This is a genomic window from Desulfosporosinus sp. SYSU MS00001, assembly GCF_049943955.1.
GTDB lineage: Bacteria > Bacillota > Desulfitobacteriia > Desulfitobacteriales > Desulfitobacteriaceae > Desulfosporosinus.
Map to the genome: position 1 here is coordinate 53,370 of NZ_JBNFTW010000007.1, position 17,749 is coordinate 71,118.

The 17,749-nt window shown below is 41.4% G+C and carries 17 protein-coding genes; 15 read left to right on the forward strand and 2 right to left on the reverse strand.

Annotation, left to right across the window (positions count from 1 at the left end):
* Positions 1-72: 72 nt before the first annotated feature.
* The 6 genes from thiD (at position 73) to ACPUYX_RS13570 (ending at position 5,418) form a co-directional block, all read left to right on the forward strand.
* On the forward strand, positions 73-876 hold the full coding sequence (gene thiD / locus ACPUYX_RS13545) for a bifunctional hydroxymethylpyrimidine kinase/phosphomethylpyrimidine kinase (protein WP_426380170.1): 804 nt from the start codon (positions 73-75) through the stop codon (positions 874-876).
* A gap of 323 nt (positions 877-1,199) precedes the next feature.
* Positions 1,200-1,937: an SDR family NAD(P)-dependent oxidoreductase gene (locus ACPUYX_RS13550; RefSeq protein WP_426380171.1), complete on the forward strand. Its 738-nt coding sequence runs from the start codon at positions 1,200-1,202 to the stop codon at positions 1,935-1,937.
* A 1,143-nt stretch (positions 1,938-3,080) separates the two neighbouring features.
* Positions 3,081-3,794 (forward strand): purine-nucleoside phosphorylase, encoded by a 714-nt coding sequence (gene deoD / locus ACPUYX_RS13555; protein ID WP_426380172.1) that lies wholly within the window; start codon positions 3,081-3,083, stop codon positions 3,792-3,794.
* Positions 3,795-3,942: 148 nt separating this feature from the next.
* On the forward strand, positions 3,943-4,746 hold the full coding sequence (locus ACPUYX_RS13560) for a DUF3786 domain-containing protein (protein ID WP_426380173.1): 804 nt from the start codon (positions 3,943-3,945) through the stop codon (positions 4,744-4,746).
* 63 nt (positions 4,747-4,809) lie between these two features.
* Positions 4,810-5,130: a heavy metal-binding domain-containing protein gene (locus tag ACPUYX_RS13565; RefSeq protein ID WP_426380174.1), complete on the forward strand. Its 321-nt coding sequence runs from the start codon at positions 4,810-4,812 to the stop codon at positions 5,128-5,130.
* Positions 5,131-5,160: 30 nt separating this feature from the next.
* Entirely contained in the window at positions 5,161-5,418 is a 258-nt protein-coding gene (locus ACPUYX_RS13570; protein WP_426380175.1) for a hypothetical protein, read from the forward strand.
* A gap of 64 nt (positions 5,419-5,482) precedes the next feature.
* Here the strand turns inward: ACPUYX_RS13570 and ACPUYX_RS13575 are convergent, their stop codons facing one another.
* Entirely contained in the window at positions 5,483-5,692 is a 210-nt protein-coding gene (locus tag ACPUYX_RS13575) for a hypothetical protein (protein ID WP_426380176.1), read from the reverse strand.
* Positions 5,693-6,313: 621 nt separating this feature from the next.
* On the opposite strand from ACPUYX_RS13575, the gene ACPUYX_RS13580 reads away from it, so the two are divergent.
* The gene (locus ACPUYX_RS13580; RefSeq protein WP_426380177.1) at positions 6,314-6,793 is read left to right on the forward strand and encodes a hypothetical protein; all 480 of its coding nucleotides are present in this window, start codon (positions 6,314-6,316) and stop codon (positions 6,791-6,793) included.
* A 105-nt stretch (positions 6,794-6,898) separates the two neighbouring features.
* The gene (locus ACPUYX_RS13585) at positions 6,899-7,093 is read left to right on the forward strand and encodes an immunity protein (protein WP_426380178.1); all 195 of its coding nucleotides are present in this window, start codon (positions 6,899-6,901) and stop codon (positions 7,091-7,093) included.
* A gap of 167 nt (positions 7,094-7,260) precedes the next feature.
* Here the strand turns inward: ACPUYX_RS13585 and ACPUYX_RS13590 are convergent, their stop codons facing one another.
* A complete protein-coding gene (locus tag ACPUYX_RS13590) occupies positions 7,261-7,701 on the reverse strand; it encodes a DUF2680 domain-containing protein (RefSeq protein WP_426380179.1) in 441 nt (146 codons plus the stop codon).
* A 165-nt stretch (positions 7,702-7,866) separates the two neighbouring features.
* Between ACPUYX_RS13590 and ACPUYX_RS13595 the strand changes: the two genes are divergently transcribed.
* The 7 genes from ACPUYX_RS13595 (at position 7,867) to ACPUYX_RS13625 (ending at position 17,430) form a co-directional block, all read left to right on the forward strand.
* Positions 7,867-8,559 (forward strand): response regulator transcription factor, encoded by a 693-nt coding sequence (locus ACPUYX_RS13595; RefSeq protein WP_426380180.1) that lies wholly within the window; start codon positions 7,867-7,869, stop codon positions 8,557-8,559.
* A complete protein-coding gene (locus ACPUYX_RS13600) occupies positions 8,525-10,474 on the forward strand; it encodes an ATP-binding protein (protein ID WP_426380181.1) in 1,950 nt (649 codons plus the stop codon). The genes ACPUYX_RS13595 and ACPUYX_RS13600 overlap by 35 nt, the downstream gene beginning before the upstream one ends.
* 81 nt (positions 10,475-10,555) lie before the next feature.
* Entirely contained in the window at positions 10,556-10,900 is a 345-nt protein-coding gene (locus ACPUYX_RS13605; RefSeq protein WP_426380182.1) for a toprim domain-containing protein, read from the forward strand.
* A 338-nt stretch (positions 10,901-11,238) separates the two neighbouring features.
* Entirely contained in the window at positions 11,239-11,688 is a 450-nt protein-coding gene (locus ACPUYX_RS13610) for a C-GCAxxG-C-C family protein (protein WP_426380183.1), read from the forward strand.
* 314 nt (positions 11,689-12,002) lie between these two features.
* Positions 12,003-15,809: a phosphoribosylformylglycinamidine synthase gene (locus ACPUYX_RS13615; protein WP_426380184.1), complete on the forward strand. Its 3,807-nt coding sequence runs from the start codon at positions 12,003-12,005 to the stop codon at positions 15,807-15,809.
* Between the two features lie 213 nt (positions 15,810-16,022).
* On the forward strand, positions 16,023-16,343 hold the full coding sequence (locus ACPUYX_RS13620; RefSeq protein WP_426380185.1) for a hypothetical protein: 321 nt from the start codon (positions 16,023-16,025) through the stop codon (positions 16,341-16,343).
* A gap of 331 nt (positions 16,344-16,674) precedes the next feature.
* Entirely contained in the window at positions 16,675-17,430 is a 756-nt protein-coding gene (locus tag ACPUYX_RS13625; RefSeq protein WP_426380186.1) for a carbonic anhydrase, read from the forward strand.
* Positions 17,431-17,749 lie beyond the last annotated feature (319 nt).

Consider the following 17,749-nt stretch of genomic DNA (forward strand, 5'->3'; position numbering starts at 1 on the left):
GAGAACGGGGGCCACTCCCACTTGTAGAAGTGGGAGTCTCACGATTAGATGAAAAATCATGGGGGGAGAACAATGAAAAAAGCACTTACAATTGCCGGCTCAGACAGTAGTGGAGGAGCAGGAATTCAAGCCGATCTAAAAACCTTTTCCGCACATGGCATTTTCGGCATGAGCGTCATTACCGCCGTCACGGCTCAAAACACACAAGGAGTTTTTGCCGTTCAGGATATTTCCAGAGAGGTGATAGCAGCTCAAATTAAGGCGATTTTTGAAGATATTGAAGTCGATGGTCTCAAAATTGGCATGGTTTCTCAAATTTCCACTATTGAGGTCATTGCTGAATCTCTAAAAAACTATTCTCCACAGAACATTGTGCTAGACCCGGTCATGGTATCAAAAAGCGGCTACCATTTGTTAAATCCTGAAGCCGAGGTGACACTCATTCGTAAGCTTTTGCCCTTAGCTACCATCGTAACACCTAATATTCCGGAAGCAGAAGTGATGACGAAAATGTCAATTCGAAATCTTCCCGAGATGGAAGAGGCTGCAACAATAATTTGCCAAATGGGAGCTAAGAATGTTCTTCTTAAAGGCGGACATCTGGAGGATGATTCAACAGATATTCTCTATAATGGTCAAGACTTTAAGTATTATGCTTCAAAACGAATAGCGACGAAGAATACTCATGGAACCGGCTGTACTCTGTCTTCAGCTATAACTTCTAACCTTGCCTTAGGCTATTCCCTTGATGAAGCAGTTTCCCAGGCTAAAGAATACATTACTGCTGCGATTGAACACTCTTTAGACATAGGCAAAGGTGTTGGGCCGACTCATCACTTTTATGAGCTGTATAAGAAAGCCGGAATGACGAACTGAGATTAAGAATTTGTTCAAGATTTCTATAAGTGGGGGTGGGTCCTTCGTTATCTTCAGGTGGGGTAGAGTCCTTCTTCGCTATTCCTTTTGGGAAAGTCAGCTCGGCAATAATGCCCACTGGACATTATTGTATCTGAAGCCCTGATGTTCAGCTTTTGCGTAAGCGAGTTCACTTTCTTGGATTAGTTTTACGATTTTTGGCAACCTAAAGTCTGGAAGGACCCTCTGGATTAAACTTGTACAGTTTTAGAGGGTGCGCTATACTAGAATTCAATATTTTAAATTTATATAATACAGATTTAAGACTTAGAGGAGGAGTTTAAATGCTGCAAGGAAAAATAGCTTTAATTACTGGCGGAGGTACGGGAATCGGGAGAGCAATCGCCTTGATTCTTGCTAAAGCCGGGGTCCAGATTGCCGTTAATTATTCCCGTTCGGAAGATGACGCCTTAAAGACAAAGGCTGAGATCGAAAGTTTGGGTGTTCGTTGTCTAACATACCGGGCCGATATATCGAAAGATGAAGACGTCAGATTAATGATCAGGAAGGTTGTTAACGACTTTGGGAAATTAGACATACTTGTTAATAATGCCGGTATGACTCACTTTGTAGATCATACTGATTTAGAAGGTTTAAAGGAAGAATACTGGGATGACATAATGGGGGTAAATGTTAAAGGAACGTTCTTTTGCTCCCGTGCTGCCGCCCCAGAACTTAAGAAAACTCGGGGATGTATCGTCAATATGGCATCCATTGCCGGCCTGACGGGATTAGGCAGCTCTATTGCTTATTCAGCCTCAAAGGCTGCCGTTGTCAGCATTAATAAATCTTTAGCTCGCGTTTTAGCTCCTGAGGTTAGGGTCAATGCTGTAGCCCCGGGAATCGTACAAACTCGTTGGGTAGCAGGTAAGGATGAACATATCGCCCATCTTGCAGCCGGTACTCCCCTTGGACGCGTGGCCACCCCGGATGATATCGCCGAAGTTGTTTACGCACTTATTGCACATGCCGGCTTTGTAACCGGGCAAACGATTGTTGTTGACGGCGGGAATTTCATCTAAATCCTAAAGAGGTAAATCCTAAAGTATGCATTGGTATGAAGGAGAGAAACTATAATGTTGCGGAAGTTGATAATCTTTGTTGTGATGCTATGTCTGATTTGTTTTCCAGTAACGTTATTCTCTCCTCAGACCGCTGACGCCACCACAATAACTCCAACCGATTATGTCTCTTGATTGGGATAAAAAGGTACTTGACAAAAAACAGAATAGGATTATAATTAAATCATAAACAATAAATAAAAGATTCAGTTAAGTTCTTGTTAGGGCATTGCTAGGTGAAGTTTCGATTCTTCGGAGGTTTTCAGCATTGCGGTTTTAATGGGTGCTGAATTCGTTGAATTGATAACTACCTAGTAAGAAGGTAGTTCTTTTACGTTAAGAAAGCTTTCCCGCAAAGTTCCTCCCCGTAACTCTGTTGTCGTTAGTCCCATAAAATTTCTTTGGTAATCAGTAAGTCATTGATTCTGCTAGGAAATTAGGTCGAGATTTCAGAGGATTGTTCCCGAAACACATTTTATCAGAAGTAGTGGAGGATTTGTCGAGATTAGTTTGCTAACCTAACATGATTTGGTTCATATTTTCTTAGTGAGTATGTTGAAAATTAATCCAGAGCCGTTTATCCATTAATTCTGGGGGGAACTTTGCGGGATCCATTGGTTAAAAGAAAGGTCACTAATTGGTGGCCTTTTTTGTTTGCACTCCTCGCAGCTGTGCAACACAGAGGGTTAAAATCCTTTCACTGCCGTTACCTGTTCGGTGCTGAAGCCAATATTAATCTGTCCGGAATTTATGGACTGACAAATCTTCATCCTTACCTAAAACTTACCACGAAGCAACGCAATACAAACCTCTGGGGATATTGTATAATAAGGCATAAGGACATTGGTCCTTAAGTCTTTTTCATGTATATCCTCTTTGTCCCTCCGGGACAGCATAATCGGAGGGAACCTTTTTCTTCTTTTCTAGTGCGGTTGGGAACGTACTGCTTATAGTTTCTTAGAGGATAAATGAAGAAAATTTATGGATTAGTTTTAGGAATAAGCCCGCCTTTTGGTGGGCTTATTCCATTAAAGTGGACAGATCGTCATAGAATCGGGTAAAATAAGATTGATTAGAATTGTTTAATTTAGGAAGGTGACGTTTATGAGTATACATATTGGCGCTAAAGAGGGCGAGATTGCAAGGACCGTTCTTTTACCCGGCGATCCTTTGAGAGCAAAGTTCATAGCAGAGACCTTTCTTCAAGATGTTGTTTGTTATAATCAAGTAAGAGGCATGTTCGGATTTACAGGTACTTATCAAGGAAAACGGGTTTCTGTTCAAGGAACTGGAATGGGAATGCCCTCAATCTCAATCTATGTTAATGAACTTATTACCGAGTTTAAAGTCAAGAATTTAATTCGCATTGGTACATGCGGTGCTATGCAGGAGGATATTCATCTTAAAGATGTCATTCTGGCAATGAGTACCTCAACTGATTCCAACATGAACAAACTTAGATTCAACAATATGGATTATGCTCCAACGGCTAATTTTTCCTTGCTCATGAAGGCCTATAATAATGCTCTAAAATTAGGAGTCCCTGTTCGAGTCGGCAACATATTAAGCACGGATACCTTTTATGGAGATGAACCTGATGATTGGAAGCACTGGGCTAAGTTTGGAGTTTTGGCAGTGGAAATGGAGGCAGCAGCCCTCTATACTTTAGCTGCAAAATTTAACGTCAGGGCCCTTGGAATAATGACTGTCAGCGATAGTTTTATAACGCATGAAATTACAACCTCCGAAGAGCGTCAAAAGACCTTCCGAAATATGATTGAAATAGCTTTAGAAACAGCATTAGAGTTAGAAGATTAATTATTTAATAGAATTTATGTTAGATTTTATGTATAGAGTCTATATAGGACCTGACTTTACAATCTTAAGGTCCTCAAAAAAACTTAGAGATGTAAAATAGTCTCAGAAGAACTTATGCAGCGTTTCAAAATAGGGGGTGGCAAAGCACATGTCACTGGATAATCCTTTGGAAGTTTACAAATTGCTCCCTAGATCAAATTGCAGACAATGCGGCTTGGCAACTTGTCTTGCCTTTGCTGCAGCAGTAATTAAGGGAGAAAAACAGTTCACTGGATGCCCTCATTTAGAGAGGACGCTTATTCAGGAATTAGAAGGAAAGATCGTTCGCCAATCGACCCCGGAAGAGCAATTGAAGCAAGTTCTTGTACCTTTGAAAAATGAAATCAGTAAGATAAACTTTCCCGCATCAGTAGAACGGTTAGGGGCTGCTCTTTCCGGAGATAAGCTGATCATCAAATGTTTGGGAAAGGATTTTGGCGTTGATTCTGAAGGAAATGTTATCTCTGACTGTCATATTAATGTCTGGGTAATAGTGCCTTTGCTCAACTATACTATTTACAGTGCCGGGAAAGTTCCTACCGGGAATTGGGTTCATTTCAGAGAACTAAGTAAAGAGACTGTATGGAATACATTCTTTGAGCAACGTTTTGAAAAACCTTTAAAACAACTTACCGATGATCATCCAGACCTGATTGAAGATATGATTCATATTTTCAGCGGCAAACCTGTTCCAACAAGTTTTGAAGCAGATATTTCTCTTGCCTTGTATCCCTTGCCTAAAGTTCCTTTACTCCTTTGTTACACGAAACCAACAGAGGACATTGAATCAAAATTAAATGTATTTTTCGATGAGACTGCAGAAGTTAATCTCCAGCTGGATTCAATTTATAGGTTGTGTGTTGGCCTTTTAGTGATGTTTCAAAAGATTGCCTTACGACATTTAAAATCTTAAAGAAAGCTAAGATTTAAAATTTCAGCAATGAGATAAACGATTACTATATGGGAGGGAAAATCTATGATTTTATCGACAACCCCGTCTATTGAAGGACATCATATTACCTCGTATTTAGGTATTGTAACCGGAGAAGCTATTATGGGTGCCAACATTATGCGAGATATATTTGCCAGTATTACGGATATTATTGGCGGACGCTCAGGTGCTTATGAAGAGAAACTGCAGGATGCGCGAAGTGTAGCTTTAAGAGAGTTAGAAGAGCGGGCAGCACGAATAGGGGCTAATGCGGTCGTCGGAATTGATTTGGATTATGAAGTGATTGGTCAAAATGGCAGTATGCTAATGGTTAGTGCTTCTGGTACAGCCGTACATGTTGAATAGTTTATTACATTGTCCCTAAAAGGAGGATATATGGCAAAATTTTATAAAGTTCTTTGGTATTTGGCGATTTTGGTCTTTGTCATTACAATGGCTGCTTTCACCATGGGAATTCTATTAATGGGTGTTCTTCTTGTCGGAACAATAGGGATTTTACGTCTTTATTGGAAAAGAAAACATTACCGAAGTTTTAACAAGCATAACAATCACAATCATTTTGCCTCTGGTGAAATCATAGATATTACACCGAAGTCCTCAGCGTATAATGTTCATTTAAAGTTAAGGCGATAGCCATAGTCATAGCAAACAGCCTCCTCGCAATGAGGGGGCTGTTTTTGAATCGTCTCAGTAACCATTAACGTGCCCTTCTAAAAGGCATTCGCGGAGCTGATTGAAATCTGCTCCCAAGGTCCTCATAGGAATTAATCCCCTTTTTAGCTAAGAAGCGTTGCATACCGTAAGGCATCGCTCGATTAGATTGATTTAAGAACTCAGTATTTCCTCCCGCATCCTGGCCTCCGAGTTCTCCACCTTGATTTAACGCCCGATTTCTACCAAGAAACATTTTTGGCACCTCCTTCAATAACCAATATATGCCATTTGCGGTGTGTTTGTTTTAATATCATGTTCGTATAGCAAAATTAGTAAACTGACTTTTACGATTAATCATTAAAATTTCCGAGATTTATTGAAAGGTGAATCATCGCACGCATGTCGGTGTTACTTTATTGTGACTCAATATTATCACATCAACCCACGTGGAGACTGTCAGAAGATTAAGTAACAGACACTCTGAATGCGCCTGTAGCAAGGGCTTCAGTTTTGGGTATTTTCTCAAATAGAAAAAAATGTGAAGGTTGTGCTAAGACTGCGTCCTTCCTTGGCCTCCGCCTATGCTGGCGGTGGTCTTTTTTGAGTGTGATGGAACGCTGTGTAGCAAGCAACTTTTATGCACGGTGTGGATAGGGGTTAAGGTGGTATTGATAAAATCAAAGTCGTAGCCGTCGTTGTTATTTGTATATGTTATTGATCTGCAGTATTTTAAAGATTTCCACAAATAAATATAACTATTAATAAATAAAGGAAACAAAGAGGATGTATGGAATATTTTAAATATATAGGATTATTGTAACGGTTTATCTATTATAATTTACTAATTTAAATATTGGAGAGGAGCATTTACACATTGGCTGCTGTTTTGACTACCGACGTAAACCCCGGACAATCAAAGAGCTTTTCTAATGGAAATATTGTTGTGTCTGCAACTAAAGTAACTGAATCTAAATTAGCTCCCGTATCTGGTATCAACAACATTTCTGCTTCTGGTGATATAGTAAAGAGGGCTACCTACCAGCGTACTGTAACTGAATTTGGTATTGAAGTGTTTCAAACAACAAATTGGGTTCAATATGTTTACAATGGTACTACAATTAAAGAAATTCAAGGTTACGATGCTTATACATCGATAAACCTTAACCCCACAGTTACTACTGAATGGGACGGTAAAATGGCTTGGGGCGTTGGTACTAACACTGTAAACACTTGTGGTGACGTACATTATGGTTTTTTCTACAAAGACATAGGAATACGTTATGCCAACGCAACAATTGGACTTTGGGTAAATGTCGCGAATAACACAAGTAGCGGTTACTTTAATGAATTATAATTAGAGAAACTAGAAAACAAGTCATTCATAAAGTCTATGAATGACTTGTTTAAGCTTTTGTATTCTATAAATTCCTAATAATAGGTATAAGAAGAGGTGCAAAAAATGAATATAGGTTTTGGTGTAGGTCCAAATGCTGGAGAAACGCCCCCCGCTATTATTTCTCTTATGGTAATCATTTTCGCGATTTTCTTTTTTGTGAGTGTATTAAAATATATGAAGAAAAAAATTGAGTTGGATAAACAAAAAATCGAACAAATTAATATGCTTATTGAGATTTTTAAGAACGTTAAAGATTAATGAACGGCTTAAGGGTTTCCCGATGGGCAACCCTTGGCCGTGGGTTATTTTGATATTCATTCATAATATAGTTGAGTAACCCACAGTTCGTCAATTGCATATTTTCCAAATAATAAAACGCTGCCTGATTGGTCTTCAGACAGCGTCAATATTAACGTGTAAACCGTTTAAGGATATAAACCAAGCCTGCAACCCATTCCCTTACCGCTTCCCATTCTATTTCCTGAGCCGCGTCCCATACCTTGTCCTCCCATGAGTCCGGAACAATTGCCGGTTCCATCACATAAGGCTTGATTGCTTTTTATTGCTGTATAAAGTTGATCCGCCTGTTGTTGGGTTAATTGGCCATCCTTAACTCTTTGATCAAGTATGGCCTTTTTTTGTTCTAACATTTGAGCTTGAAATTCTTCCAACTTTCCGGCTTCTTTAGCAATAGTTCCATAAGTTTTACCTGAAGCTCTTTCTTGATTGACAGCAGTGATTGATTGTCCCGTGACACTTGCCGCTATGTCCGCAGGTGTTTGATTTACAGCGGCATAAGCTGTCCCGGCAATCCCCAACATTCCCAACACAGTTAGGGAAACTGCAAGCTTTTTGTAGATTTTCATCAATCCACATCCTTTCAATAATTTATTACAGTTTTAGCTTACAAAGAAATTGTGGCAAAATTGTGGCAAAACTTTGAACCCGTTTTGACATTAAGTGTGCCACAAATTTGTCACAATCATGAAACGAATTAATGGTAAAATTAATTTAGAGTAGGGGGGGATATTATGAAGAAGTTTCTTCTAATTGCCGATGATAATGAGGGTATCCTCGATATCTTAAAAACCTATGTGAGTAAAGAAGGCTATAACCCCATCGTTGCCCGTGATGGGGAAGAAACGCTCCTAAAATTTGCCGAGTATCAACCCGCGCTGATTCTCCTGGATGTTCTGATGCCTAAGAAGAATGGTTTTACAGTCTGTCAGGAAATCCGTCAAAATTCAACGGTGCCTATTATTATGATTACCGCAAAAGGGGAAGATGGGGATCGAATCATGGGCTTGGATATCGGTGCAGATGACTATATTGTCAAGCCTTTCAGCCCCGGTGAAGTCATGGCCCGAGTCCGAGCCGTTCTGAGAAGGCTTGATATTTCAGAGGAACAAAGCAGCGACGTGATTCGGTACCCTGGGCTTGTTATTAATCTTTCAGATTACGAAGTACTAATTGAGGAACGGTCTATTTCCTTAACGAAAAAGGAACTTGAACTTTTATGGGTTTTAGCCTCGAACCCGGGAAAAGTTTTTTCGAGAGACAACCTTCTCAACAGTGTTTGGGGCTATGAATATTTTGGCGATGCACGTACCGTGGATACTCATATTAAAAGACTAAGATCGAAAATGAACATTCCTGCCAAACTTCCTTGGGATATTAAGACGATATGGGGTGTTGGTTATAAGTTCGAGTCTCAGAATCGCTGACAAAATTGTTAACTTAATTAAAAACAAACTGGCAGTAAAATTGGCCTTAAGTGTTATCGTCATAATCACTATATGTATGATTGCCATTGGTGCCTTATTTATGCAGCTTTTTAAGCAATATGCCTTTGAGAGTCGAGAGAAAACAATGGTTACAAGTGCGAGAAGCATCGCTACCATGGCGGCTGAAGTGATGGGCGATTCTGAAGGCAAGACAGCAGGCCCGAATAATCCCCTGAGAGGTTTTGGCGGTTATCTTCGTTCTCTCGATACCATAACTGAGTCCAAGGTTTGGATTACGGATAACAAAGGGAACCCCACTATAATTTCCGGCGGCCTGCAAGGTCAAGGAATGGGACAAGGCCGGGGATTTGGTTATGGAGCAAGACAGGGAGGGCCTATGGGAAGCGGAGCCGGACAAGGTATTTTGACGAATGCAGGTCCGCTGCCTCCAGAGGCCGAAAGAGTAATTCAGGATGTTCTTCAAGGCCAGGAATCTACCAGTGAAAGTTTTAGCAGTCTGTATCATGAAGCCACGATTACTATTGGCGTTCCGATTTTCAATCATGAGCATAAGGTCATAGGGACAGTTCTTTTACATACCCCTGTGACAGGGGTTACCAGTGTTTTAGACAAGGCAGTCAGTATTCTAGCTGTCAGTCTATTAGCAGCGCTTTTATTAGCAGCTGCGCTGGGAGTCATGTACTCTATTCTTTTTACTCGTCCTCTCAAAGCAATGAACCGGACGGCTCTTGAAATTACTAAGGGGAATTATCAGGCAAAGACAGGCATCAAACGAGGCGATGAAATAGGTCAGCTTGGGAATTCTCTCGACCTTTTGGCGAAAGAACTTGGTTCAACGATTAATCAACTCTTTCAGGAAAAGGGAAAACTCAAAGATATTATAGCCAGCATTTCTGAAGGAATTATCGCATTTAATTGTAATCTCGAGCCTGTAAGTATTAATTTTGCTCTCGCAGCCATCATGAATAGGAACGCCCCATATTCCTTAGACGATGTTGACAGAGATCTGCAGGAGTTAGAGATTAAACCTAAGATGGATCAAGTGCTGAAAACCAAGGAAACTTTGCAGATTCTCCGCAATTGGTCGGATAAGGTACTGCGATTTACGATTTCCCCTATCATTGATAAGCATGATACCATTACTGGGTGTGTTGCTTCAGTTCAGGATATCAGCGAAAATGAGCGTCTCGAACAATTGCGCCGAGATTTCGTTGCTAATGTATCCCATGAATTTCGTACCCCTTTGACAGTCATTCGAGGGTATCTGGAAGCAATGGTCGATGGAACTCTGGATTCGCGACAGGATTTTCAGCATACTTACCACCAAATGCTCCAGGAAACTCATGGCTTAGAACGATTGGTTAAAGATCTTCTGGAACTTTCTCAGCTTCAATCAGGAAAAATATCGATAAGCCAGGAAGTAATTCATTTTCCAAGCCTGCTTGAAGATACCATTAAAAATCTGCAAACTCTGGCTGCTAAAAAATCTATTAAATTAAGCTATTCAATGGGAGAAGAAATCCCTCCTTTTCTGGGAGACTACAATCGATTACGCCAGCTTATTATTATTTTCCTGGACAATGCCATCACTCATTCCCCCACTAATAAATGTGTTTACATTGCGGCCAATTTGGAGGATAAGAATGCTTTGATACTCCTGATAAAGGATGAAGGGTATGGCATTGCTGCAAATCAGCTGCCGCACATCTGGGAACGCTTTTACAAAGGAGATCAATCGCGAAACAGTAAAGGGACAGGACTTGGTTTAGCCATTGCTAAGGCCATAATCGAATTGCTGGAAGGTAAGATTGAGATCCAGAGCGAATTGAAGCAAGGTACTCAGGTAACTATAAAGATTCCCCTTCAATTTCCCTCTTCCTCGCTGGTCGACTGAGCTCTGCGGAATATTTCCTGAGTAAAGCGCAGACGCTAGATCAAAAGCCAAAAATCAAGATAGGAAAGTTAAGGTGGATTCATGGGCAAAGTGATTATTGTTGAAGGAAAAACAGACAAGCAGCGGTTACAACAAATTCTGGATGAACCTGTAGAAATAGCATGTACCTATGGCACCATAGGTGAGGATAAATTGGAAGAATTATTCTCTGAGTATAGTGAGGATGAGGTCTTTGTCCTGTTGGACGCAGATTATTCAGGGGACAAAGTCAGGCGTTTATTTAAACAGGACTTTCCCAATGTGCGCCACTTATATACCCATAGGATGTACCGTGAAGTTGCAACAACTCCCTATCATGTACTAGCTCAAATCCTTGAGGGAGCCCACTTTATAGTAAAATCCCCGGAGGACTTAGAGGATAATTAGATTTATCGCTGAAGTGTAAGATAAAACGACCGTAACGATATACCCTCGTTACGATCGTTTTTATTAACACCCTTTCATCTCAAGGGAGTACCATCAGATCATGAAAAAAAACCGATTGTTTCTAAAATCAATACATTCCTTGAAATTTTGTTATTCAGTTTAACTGATCTATCTGGATAGGAATCAGATATCTGTAAGAGCGCAATTTGTATTGAAGCTGCTGGGTATTTCCATACGTACCCAGAGAATTTTTTAATCTAAATAGTAGGAATATTAAGATATATCTAGAACTATTAGGTAAGCTCTAATTAGATTAAGTTACGCTAAGGAGGTTACCTATGAACGATGATATGGCTTTAGAGGCTCGTTCGCGAGCTGGAAACAAATTTAAGGAAGGACTTAATTGTTCAGAGTCAATTCTTCATACCTTCAACGAGCTGCTTAATAACCCCCTGAATTCCGAGAGTTTGAAGATGGCGACTGGGTTTGGAGGTGGCCTGGGGCATGCCGGCTGCATGTGCGGTGCCTTGACAAGTTCGGTTATGGTTTTGGGGCTTTACCAAGGACGCATCAATCCCCAACAAGATCGGGAACCGCTCTATAATCTCGCCCACGAATTTCATGACCGCTTTTCCGACCAATTTGGAGGAACCTGTTGTCGAGTTTTAAATCCCCACGATTTTGATTCCCCGGAGCATTTAAGGCATTGTTTGAAACTAACGGGAGGAACTGCCAAACTTTTGATGGAGTTCATTTTAGAAAAAAAGCTGACATTACAGAAGAAATAACCAAAGGCGTTCTTGCTTCACTAGTATAGTAAGTGAGAACGCCTTTATTCACTTAATGACTAGGCAAGCAAAATTGGGGACTCAATGAAGGAATGAGTCACACTTTTCTCAAAGTTGCCACTTCAGGGAGTGGCTTTTATTTCTGCTCGAATCATGGTATTATGCAAGCAAAGCTATAACAATTTTTGACACGATGAAGTGAGAATACTTGGCAACGAGGTCATAGACAAAGCGCTATGGCCTTAAACATATTTTTTAGCAATTAATCTATAAACAAATCTTAAATTTAAGGCGAATGAAGGTTGGAGGTAAGTATGGAATCACAAACTGTCAAGAGGATCTATGTTGAAAAAAAACCCGGCTATGATATCGAGGCTCAAGGATTACTAAGCGATCTGCGCGAAAACTTAGGCATCAATTCTTTGTCAGGTATACGGATTATCAATCGCTACGATATTTCCGGAATTACCGATGAAGAATACCAAAAATCCCGCTCAATTATTTTTGCTGAGCCGCCTCTTGATTCAATTTACGATGAACGTCTGGATATTTCGGCCCAAGACAAAGTTTTTGCCATGGAATACCTCCCAGGTCAATATGACCAGCGGGCGGATTCAGCTGCTCAATGTCTTCAAATTCTTACGCAGAAAGAACGGCCGGCGATTGCTTCCGCAAAAGTTATTATTTTAACAGGATCGTTAACAGTAGAAGATTTCCAAGCCATTAAACATTATTGCATCAATCCGGTGGAATCCCGGGAAGCTTCTTTAGCTAAGCCCAATTCTCTGGAATTTGAATCCGTCCTACCGCCCAATGTAGAGGTGATTTCTAATTTTATGCAAAAATCACCGGAGGACCTGAGGGTATTTTTTCATCAAGCGGGTTTAGCTATGAGTTTTGAGGATCTGATGTTTTGTCAGTCCTATTTCCGTGACACCGAGAAGCGGAATCCAACGCTTACGGAAATTCGAGTCATTGACACATATTGGTCTGATCATTGCCGGCATACTACCTTTAATACCAAAATAGAAGAAGTTATTATCCCTTCAGGGGATTTTTCTGACCCTCTGATTAATTCCTATCAAGACTATCTTGCATCTCGCGACTTCGTCTATGCTGAAAAGACAGACCATCGCGATATCTGCCTTATGGACCTGGCGGTTATAGGAATGAAAGAGTTGAAAAAGAAAGGGCTGCTTCATGATCTCGATGAATCCGAGGAGATCAATGCCTGCAGTATAGTTGTTAACATAGACCATGATGGCCAGTCAGAAGAGTGGTTAGTCATGTTTAAAAATGAAACTCATAATCACCCTACAGAAATTGAACCTTTCGGGGGCGCGGCAACTTGTTTGGGAGGAGCTATTCGCGATCCTCTGTCAGGCAGGACCTATGTCTACCAGGCCATGCGCGTAACAGGTAGCGCCGATCCCAGAAGCAAGCTGGAAGATACCTTAGAAGGAAAATTACCTCAGCGAAAAATTACACGGGGCGCAGCCGCCGGTTATAGCTCTTACGGCAACCAAATAGGATTGGCAACTGGACAAGTTGCCGAAGTCTATGATGAAGGTTTTATGGCGAAACGGATGGAAGTCGGGGCAGTTATAGCTGCAGCTCCCCGCAAAAATGTGGTCCGAGAGGTTCCACAACCGGGAGATGTTGTCGTTCTGGTCGGCGGAAGAACCGGCCGTGACGGATGCGGCGGGGCGACGGGTTCGTCTAAAGAGCATACCTCGGAGTCTTTGTTAACCTGCGGGGCAGAGGTCCAAAAGGGGAATCCTCCCACGGAACGTAAGATTCAGCGCTTGTTCCGTAAGCCGGAGGTCAGCACAATGATCAAACGCTGCAATGATTTCGGAGCAGGCGGAGTTTCTGTCGCTATCGGAGAATTAACCGAGGGTTTAGAGATTAATCTCGACGCAGTTCCGAAAAAATATGAAGGACTGGATGGTACAGAACTGGCGATTTCTGAATCTCAAGAACGTATGGCTGTCGTCATCAGTTCGGAAAATTTAGAACCCTTTATTGCCTTTGCACGGGAGGAGAACTTAGAAGCGACCTTAGTAGCACATGTGAGTTCTAACCCAAGACTTAAAATGTCTTGGAGAGGTGAGACCATCGTTGATTTGAGCAGAGAGTTTTTGAATACCAATGGTATTAAACAAACGACTAAAGTACGAGTGATTCTGCCGGAGTCATCCAACAACTATTTCAAAACGTTGCCTGCTGCTCTTAGTTCCTTCAACACTGAGACGAAGGACGCCAATCTGCTTGTCAAGGCATGGCTTACGAACTTACAGGATCTGAATGTATGCAGTCAGAAAGGTCTTGTGGAGAGGTTTGACAGCAGCATTGGCATGTCGACGGCGTTAATGCCTTTAGGCGGAAAATACCAGGCGACACCCGCCGAGGGAATGGTTGCTAAACTTCCGATGCAGAGCGGTGATTCAAAGACTGCCACAGTAATGACCTATGGCTATAATCCGCAGCTGGCCAAATGGAGTCCATTCCATGGAGCTCTCTATGCAGTTGTTCATGCTGTTACTAAAATCGTCGCCTTAGGAGGAGACTACCGTAACGTTCGTTTAACCCTTCAAGAGTATTTTGAAAAACTTGGTTCTGATCCGGAAAAATGGGGAAAACCCTTCAGTGCTTTGTTGGGAGGGTTTTATGCTCAGAAAAAACTTCAAATACCGGCTATCGGTGGGAAAGACAGCATGTCAGGGACCTTTATGGATTTAAATGTGCCACCCACCTTAGTAGCTTTTGCCGTTAATGTTCTTGATGTGGACAAGGTGGTATCCCAAGAGTTCAAAAAAGCTGGCAGCAAGGTGGCCTTAATTTCTTGCCTGCGCGATAACCAAGAACTTCCCGACTTTGAAAAGCTTGCTAAAAACTATCGTAAAGTTTCTGAACTAATCCAAGCAGGACACGTCTTGGCTTCACACACCGTCGGCATGGGCGGGCTTGCTGCTGCTGTCAGTAAAATGTCCTTCGGGAATCGCCTAGGGTTAACGATTACTGAACCAATGGACTTTCAGAGACTCTTTAGCGCTGATTACGGATCACTCATTCTCGAAATTCAAGGCTCTTTGGAATTGGATCAGATCTTTGGGGATGTTGACTATGAATTCCTCGGGACAACCCAAGATAATTCGATGCTTACAGTTAATGGGGTTTCTCTTGCGATAGAAGAAGCCCAACAGGCCTGGGAACAACCTTTGGAGAAAGTCTTTCCTACTCGGACTGGAATCATGTCTGAACCAAGATCAATACATTTTAATTCACGCAATACGCAAAAACCATCCTTAAAAATTGCCAGACCGAAAGTCTTGATCCCTGTTTTTCCCGGTACCAACTGTGAATATGACTCAGCAAGAGCCTTTGAGAAAGCTGGAGCAGCTGTAGAAACCCTAATTATCCGCAATTTAACGCCTTCCGACGTAGAACAGTCCATCTCGGAATTGACGAAAAAGATTGGTCAAGCCCAGATCGTCATGCTGGCAGGTGGTTTCAGCGCTGGGGATGAACCTGACGGTTCCGGTAAATTTATTGCCACAATGTTCAGAAACCCTCGGATTAAAGAGGCGGTTTCGGAGCTTTTAAACAAGCGCGACGGACTTATGCTGGGAATTTGTAATGGCTTCCAAGCGTTGATCAAGCTCGGCTTAGTACCTTACGGAGAAATTATAGATTTAACCCCGGAAGCGCCGACTCTGACGTACAATAAGATTGGCAGGCATGTTTCCTGTATGGTTCAAACCAAAATTGTTTCCGTTTTATCGCCGTGGTTTAGCGGGGTTTCCCTTGGTGATATTCATACAATCCCTGTATCCCATGGAGAAGGGCGTTTCGTTGCCAGTCCAAAGGTCATTGAGACGTTGGAAGCCAATGGACAAATTGCGACCCAGTACGTAGATTTCAATGGTGACCCAAGTAACCGCATTGAGTATAATCCAAATGGTTCATACGGGGCTATCGAAGGAATAACCAGTCCCGATGGAAGAATCTTAGGCAAGATGGCTCATTCTGAAAGAACGGGCTATGGAGTGGCACTTAATATTCCCGGGGATAAATATCAGCCGATTTTTGCCGGCGGTGTGAATTATTTTAGAGGATAAATTACAAGTATTTCCACAGGCAAAGCCACTGAAATGGGTAAGTTAAGGCAGGACGATAAACAGTAATATTTTGAGATAGCGTTCTTTTGCAGGGTTTCAGAATTGTATGTCGAAGACATATGTTTAGTCGATTTCTAAAGGGCATAATTTATTGTACAGATATTGAAATTTACACAGATCTTCAAACACGAGAATCAACATAAGAATTAGGAGATGAATGACTTGGAAAGTAAATTTGAAGCAGCTGTCGTGACAGTACAAGGTAAATCTATAGCGGTGATTTCGGTTCAACGCCCCATCTTCCGTGACTCAGATAATGCGATTATGATTATTAAAGCTATGCTTCCCGTATTTCCTGGTATGCCGGTTGTCCTTATGACACTCGACCCCCAAGGAAATCCGGCTTATTTTGGCAGATCAGATCTAATACTTTTACTGGAATCCATCAACATTAAAGAAGCTGATTGGAAAGAAATAACTGCAGAAATAGATCTCAGCAAGACTTGCCCGACCAAAGAGGCGGAGGATGCATAAGATTATTTGATCTCCCTATCTTTGGCAACCGCCGGCAAGCTAATCGATCTGGCGGCGGAATCAAAAGTGTTCTCATTTTAAATGCCTGACCAGTTTAAAAGGATAGAATAAATAAGAAACAGAAATATTAAGCGATACCCTGTAGTTGGACACAGAAAAGACGCTGTGCAGGCCAATCTATAGGGTATATTTTTATTTGCAATCCATATATATAATTTGAGATTTTCTTTTCAGTATTACCACTTTAATAGTTACTTAAGACTGATTAGTACCAGGCTTGTTTGGGTTACACTGGAGATAGAAAATTATCTAAGATTAAGGAGAGATTCTCATGAACCGGTCATCTTCCTATATCTGCGTAACCCTTTTAGGTCTGCTGATTCTTCTAAGCGGATGTCATCGGTCCTCATTTCCAACGCCAGCGATTCCTTCAGCCGACACGAACAGTGCTTCTGTTCAAGCAACCTCTGGAATTCCAGTATATCAGCGAAAGGAAAAGGTTACCACTCCAGAAGCAGCAATGGAGCTTCTTCTGGAAGGAAACCAGCGCTTTAAATCAGGAACGGTGTTAAATAAAGATATTAGTATAACCAGACGCACTGACTTACTGCGGAATGGGCAGCACCCCTTTGCAGTGATTGTCAGCTGCTCTGATTCAAGAGTCCCTCCAGAAATGTTATTTGATCAAGCTCTGGGTGATTTATTCGTCATTCGCGTGGCAGGAAATGTCATAACACCGGTTGAACTGGGGAGCGTTGAATATGCCGTTGAACATCTAAAGGTACCTTTAGTCGTTGTGCTTGGCCATGAAAGCTGCGGGGCGGTCACAGCTGCCGTAGAAGGAGGAGAAACGAAGGGAAGCATTTCTGCTGTGATTGCTAAAATTACCCCTTCTGTTATTCAAGCAAAGTCAGATAACCTAGCGGGAAACCCATTGATCGAACAATGTGTGAACTTGAATATTCAGAGCTCTGTTCTAGACCTTAAAAAGAGTCCAATCTTAAAAGAAGCGCTCGAGAAAAAACAGCTTCAAATTATTGGATCGAAATATGATTTGGACGAAGGGGGAGTATCAATTCTGAATTAGGGCAACGTCTTTCAAGAAAGTTCAATAAAACTGAATTAAAGAATAATTCATACCATAGGCAGTAATGATCAAACTTCGATTGTTACTGCCTATATTTATGAAACTATCCACTAAATTATGGCAGAATCAGGTGATCGCGCCCTTGCCAACTTGAAAACCGGCCATTAATGCACCTTCTTTGAAGATGCCTTTCTGTCAGAGGTAAAGTTCAAAAAAAGAGTTAATTATTTCAAAGGAATTATAAAGAGTAAATTATGTTTAGGAGTGAAGTGGGGGTCTAAAAACTGGATAAATATGCAATGCGATTATTGTAAATTGG

Coding starts and splice junctions, on each gene's coding strand:
- thiD (WP_426380170.1), top strand. CDS start 73: ATGAAAAAAGCACTTACAATTGCCGGCTCAGACAGTAGTGGAGGAGCA.
- ACPUYX_RS13550 (WP_426380171.1), top strand. CDS start 1,200: ATGCTGCAAGGAAAAATAGCTTTAATTACTGGCGGAGGTACGGGAATC.
- deoD (WP_426380172.1), top strand. CDS start 3,081: ATGAGTATACATATTGGCGCTAAAGAGGGCGAGATTGCAAGGACCGTT.
- ACPUYX_RS13560 (WP_426380173.1), top strand. CDS start 3,943: ATGTCACTGGATAATCCTTTGGAAGTTTACAAATTGCTCCCTAGATCA.
- ACPUYX_RS13565 (WP_426380174.1), top strand. CDS start 4,810: ATGATTTTATCGACAACCCCGTCTATTGAAGGACATCATATTACCTCG.
- ACPUYX_RS13570 (WP_426380175.1), top strand. CDS start 5,161: ATGGCAAAATTTTATAAAGTTCTTTGGTATTTGGCGATTTTGGTCTTT.
- ACPUYX_RS13575 (WP_426380176.1), bottom strand. CDS start 5,692: ATGTTTCTTGGTAGAAATCGGGCGTTAAATCAAGGTGGAGAACTCGGA.
- ACPUYX_RS13585 (WP_426380178.1), top strand. CDS start 6,899: ATGAATATAGGTTTTGGTGTAGGTCCAAATGCTGGAGAAACGCCCCCC.
- ACPUYX_RS13590 (WP_426380179.1), bottom strand. CDS start 7,701: ATGAAAATCTACAAAAAGCTTGCAGTTTCCCTAACTGTGTTGGGAATG.
- ACPUYX_RS13595 (WP_426380180.1), top strand. CDS start 7,867: ATGAAGAAGTTTCTTCTAATTGCCGATGATAATGAGGGTATCCTCGAT.
- ACPUYX_RS13605 (WP_426380182.1), top strand. CDS start 10,556: ATGGGCAAAGTGATTATTGTTGAAGGAAAAACAGACAAGCAGCGGTTA.
- ACPUYX_RS13610 (WP_426380183.1), top strand. CDS start 11,239: ATGAACGATGATATGGCTTTAGAGGCTCGTTCGCGAGCTGGAAACAAA.
- ACPUYX_RS13615 (WP_426380184.1), top strand. CDS start 12,003: ATGGAATCACAAACTGTCAAGAGGATCTATGTTGAAAAAAAACCCGGC.
- ACPUYX_RS13620 (WP_426380185.1), top strand. CDS start 16,023: ATGAATGACTTGGAAAGTAAATTTGAAGCAGCTGTCGTGACAGTACAA.
- ACPUYX_RS13625 (WP_426380186.1), top strand. CDS start 16,675: ATGAACCGGTCATCTTCCTATATCTGCGTAACCCTTTTAGGTCTGCTG.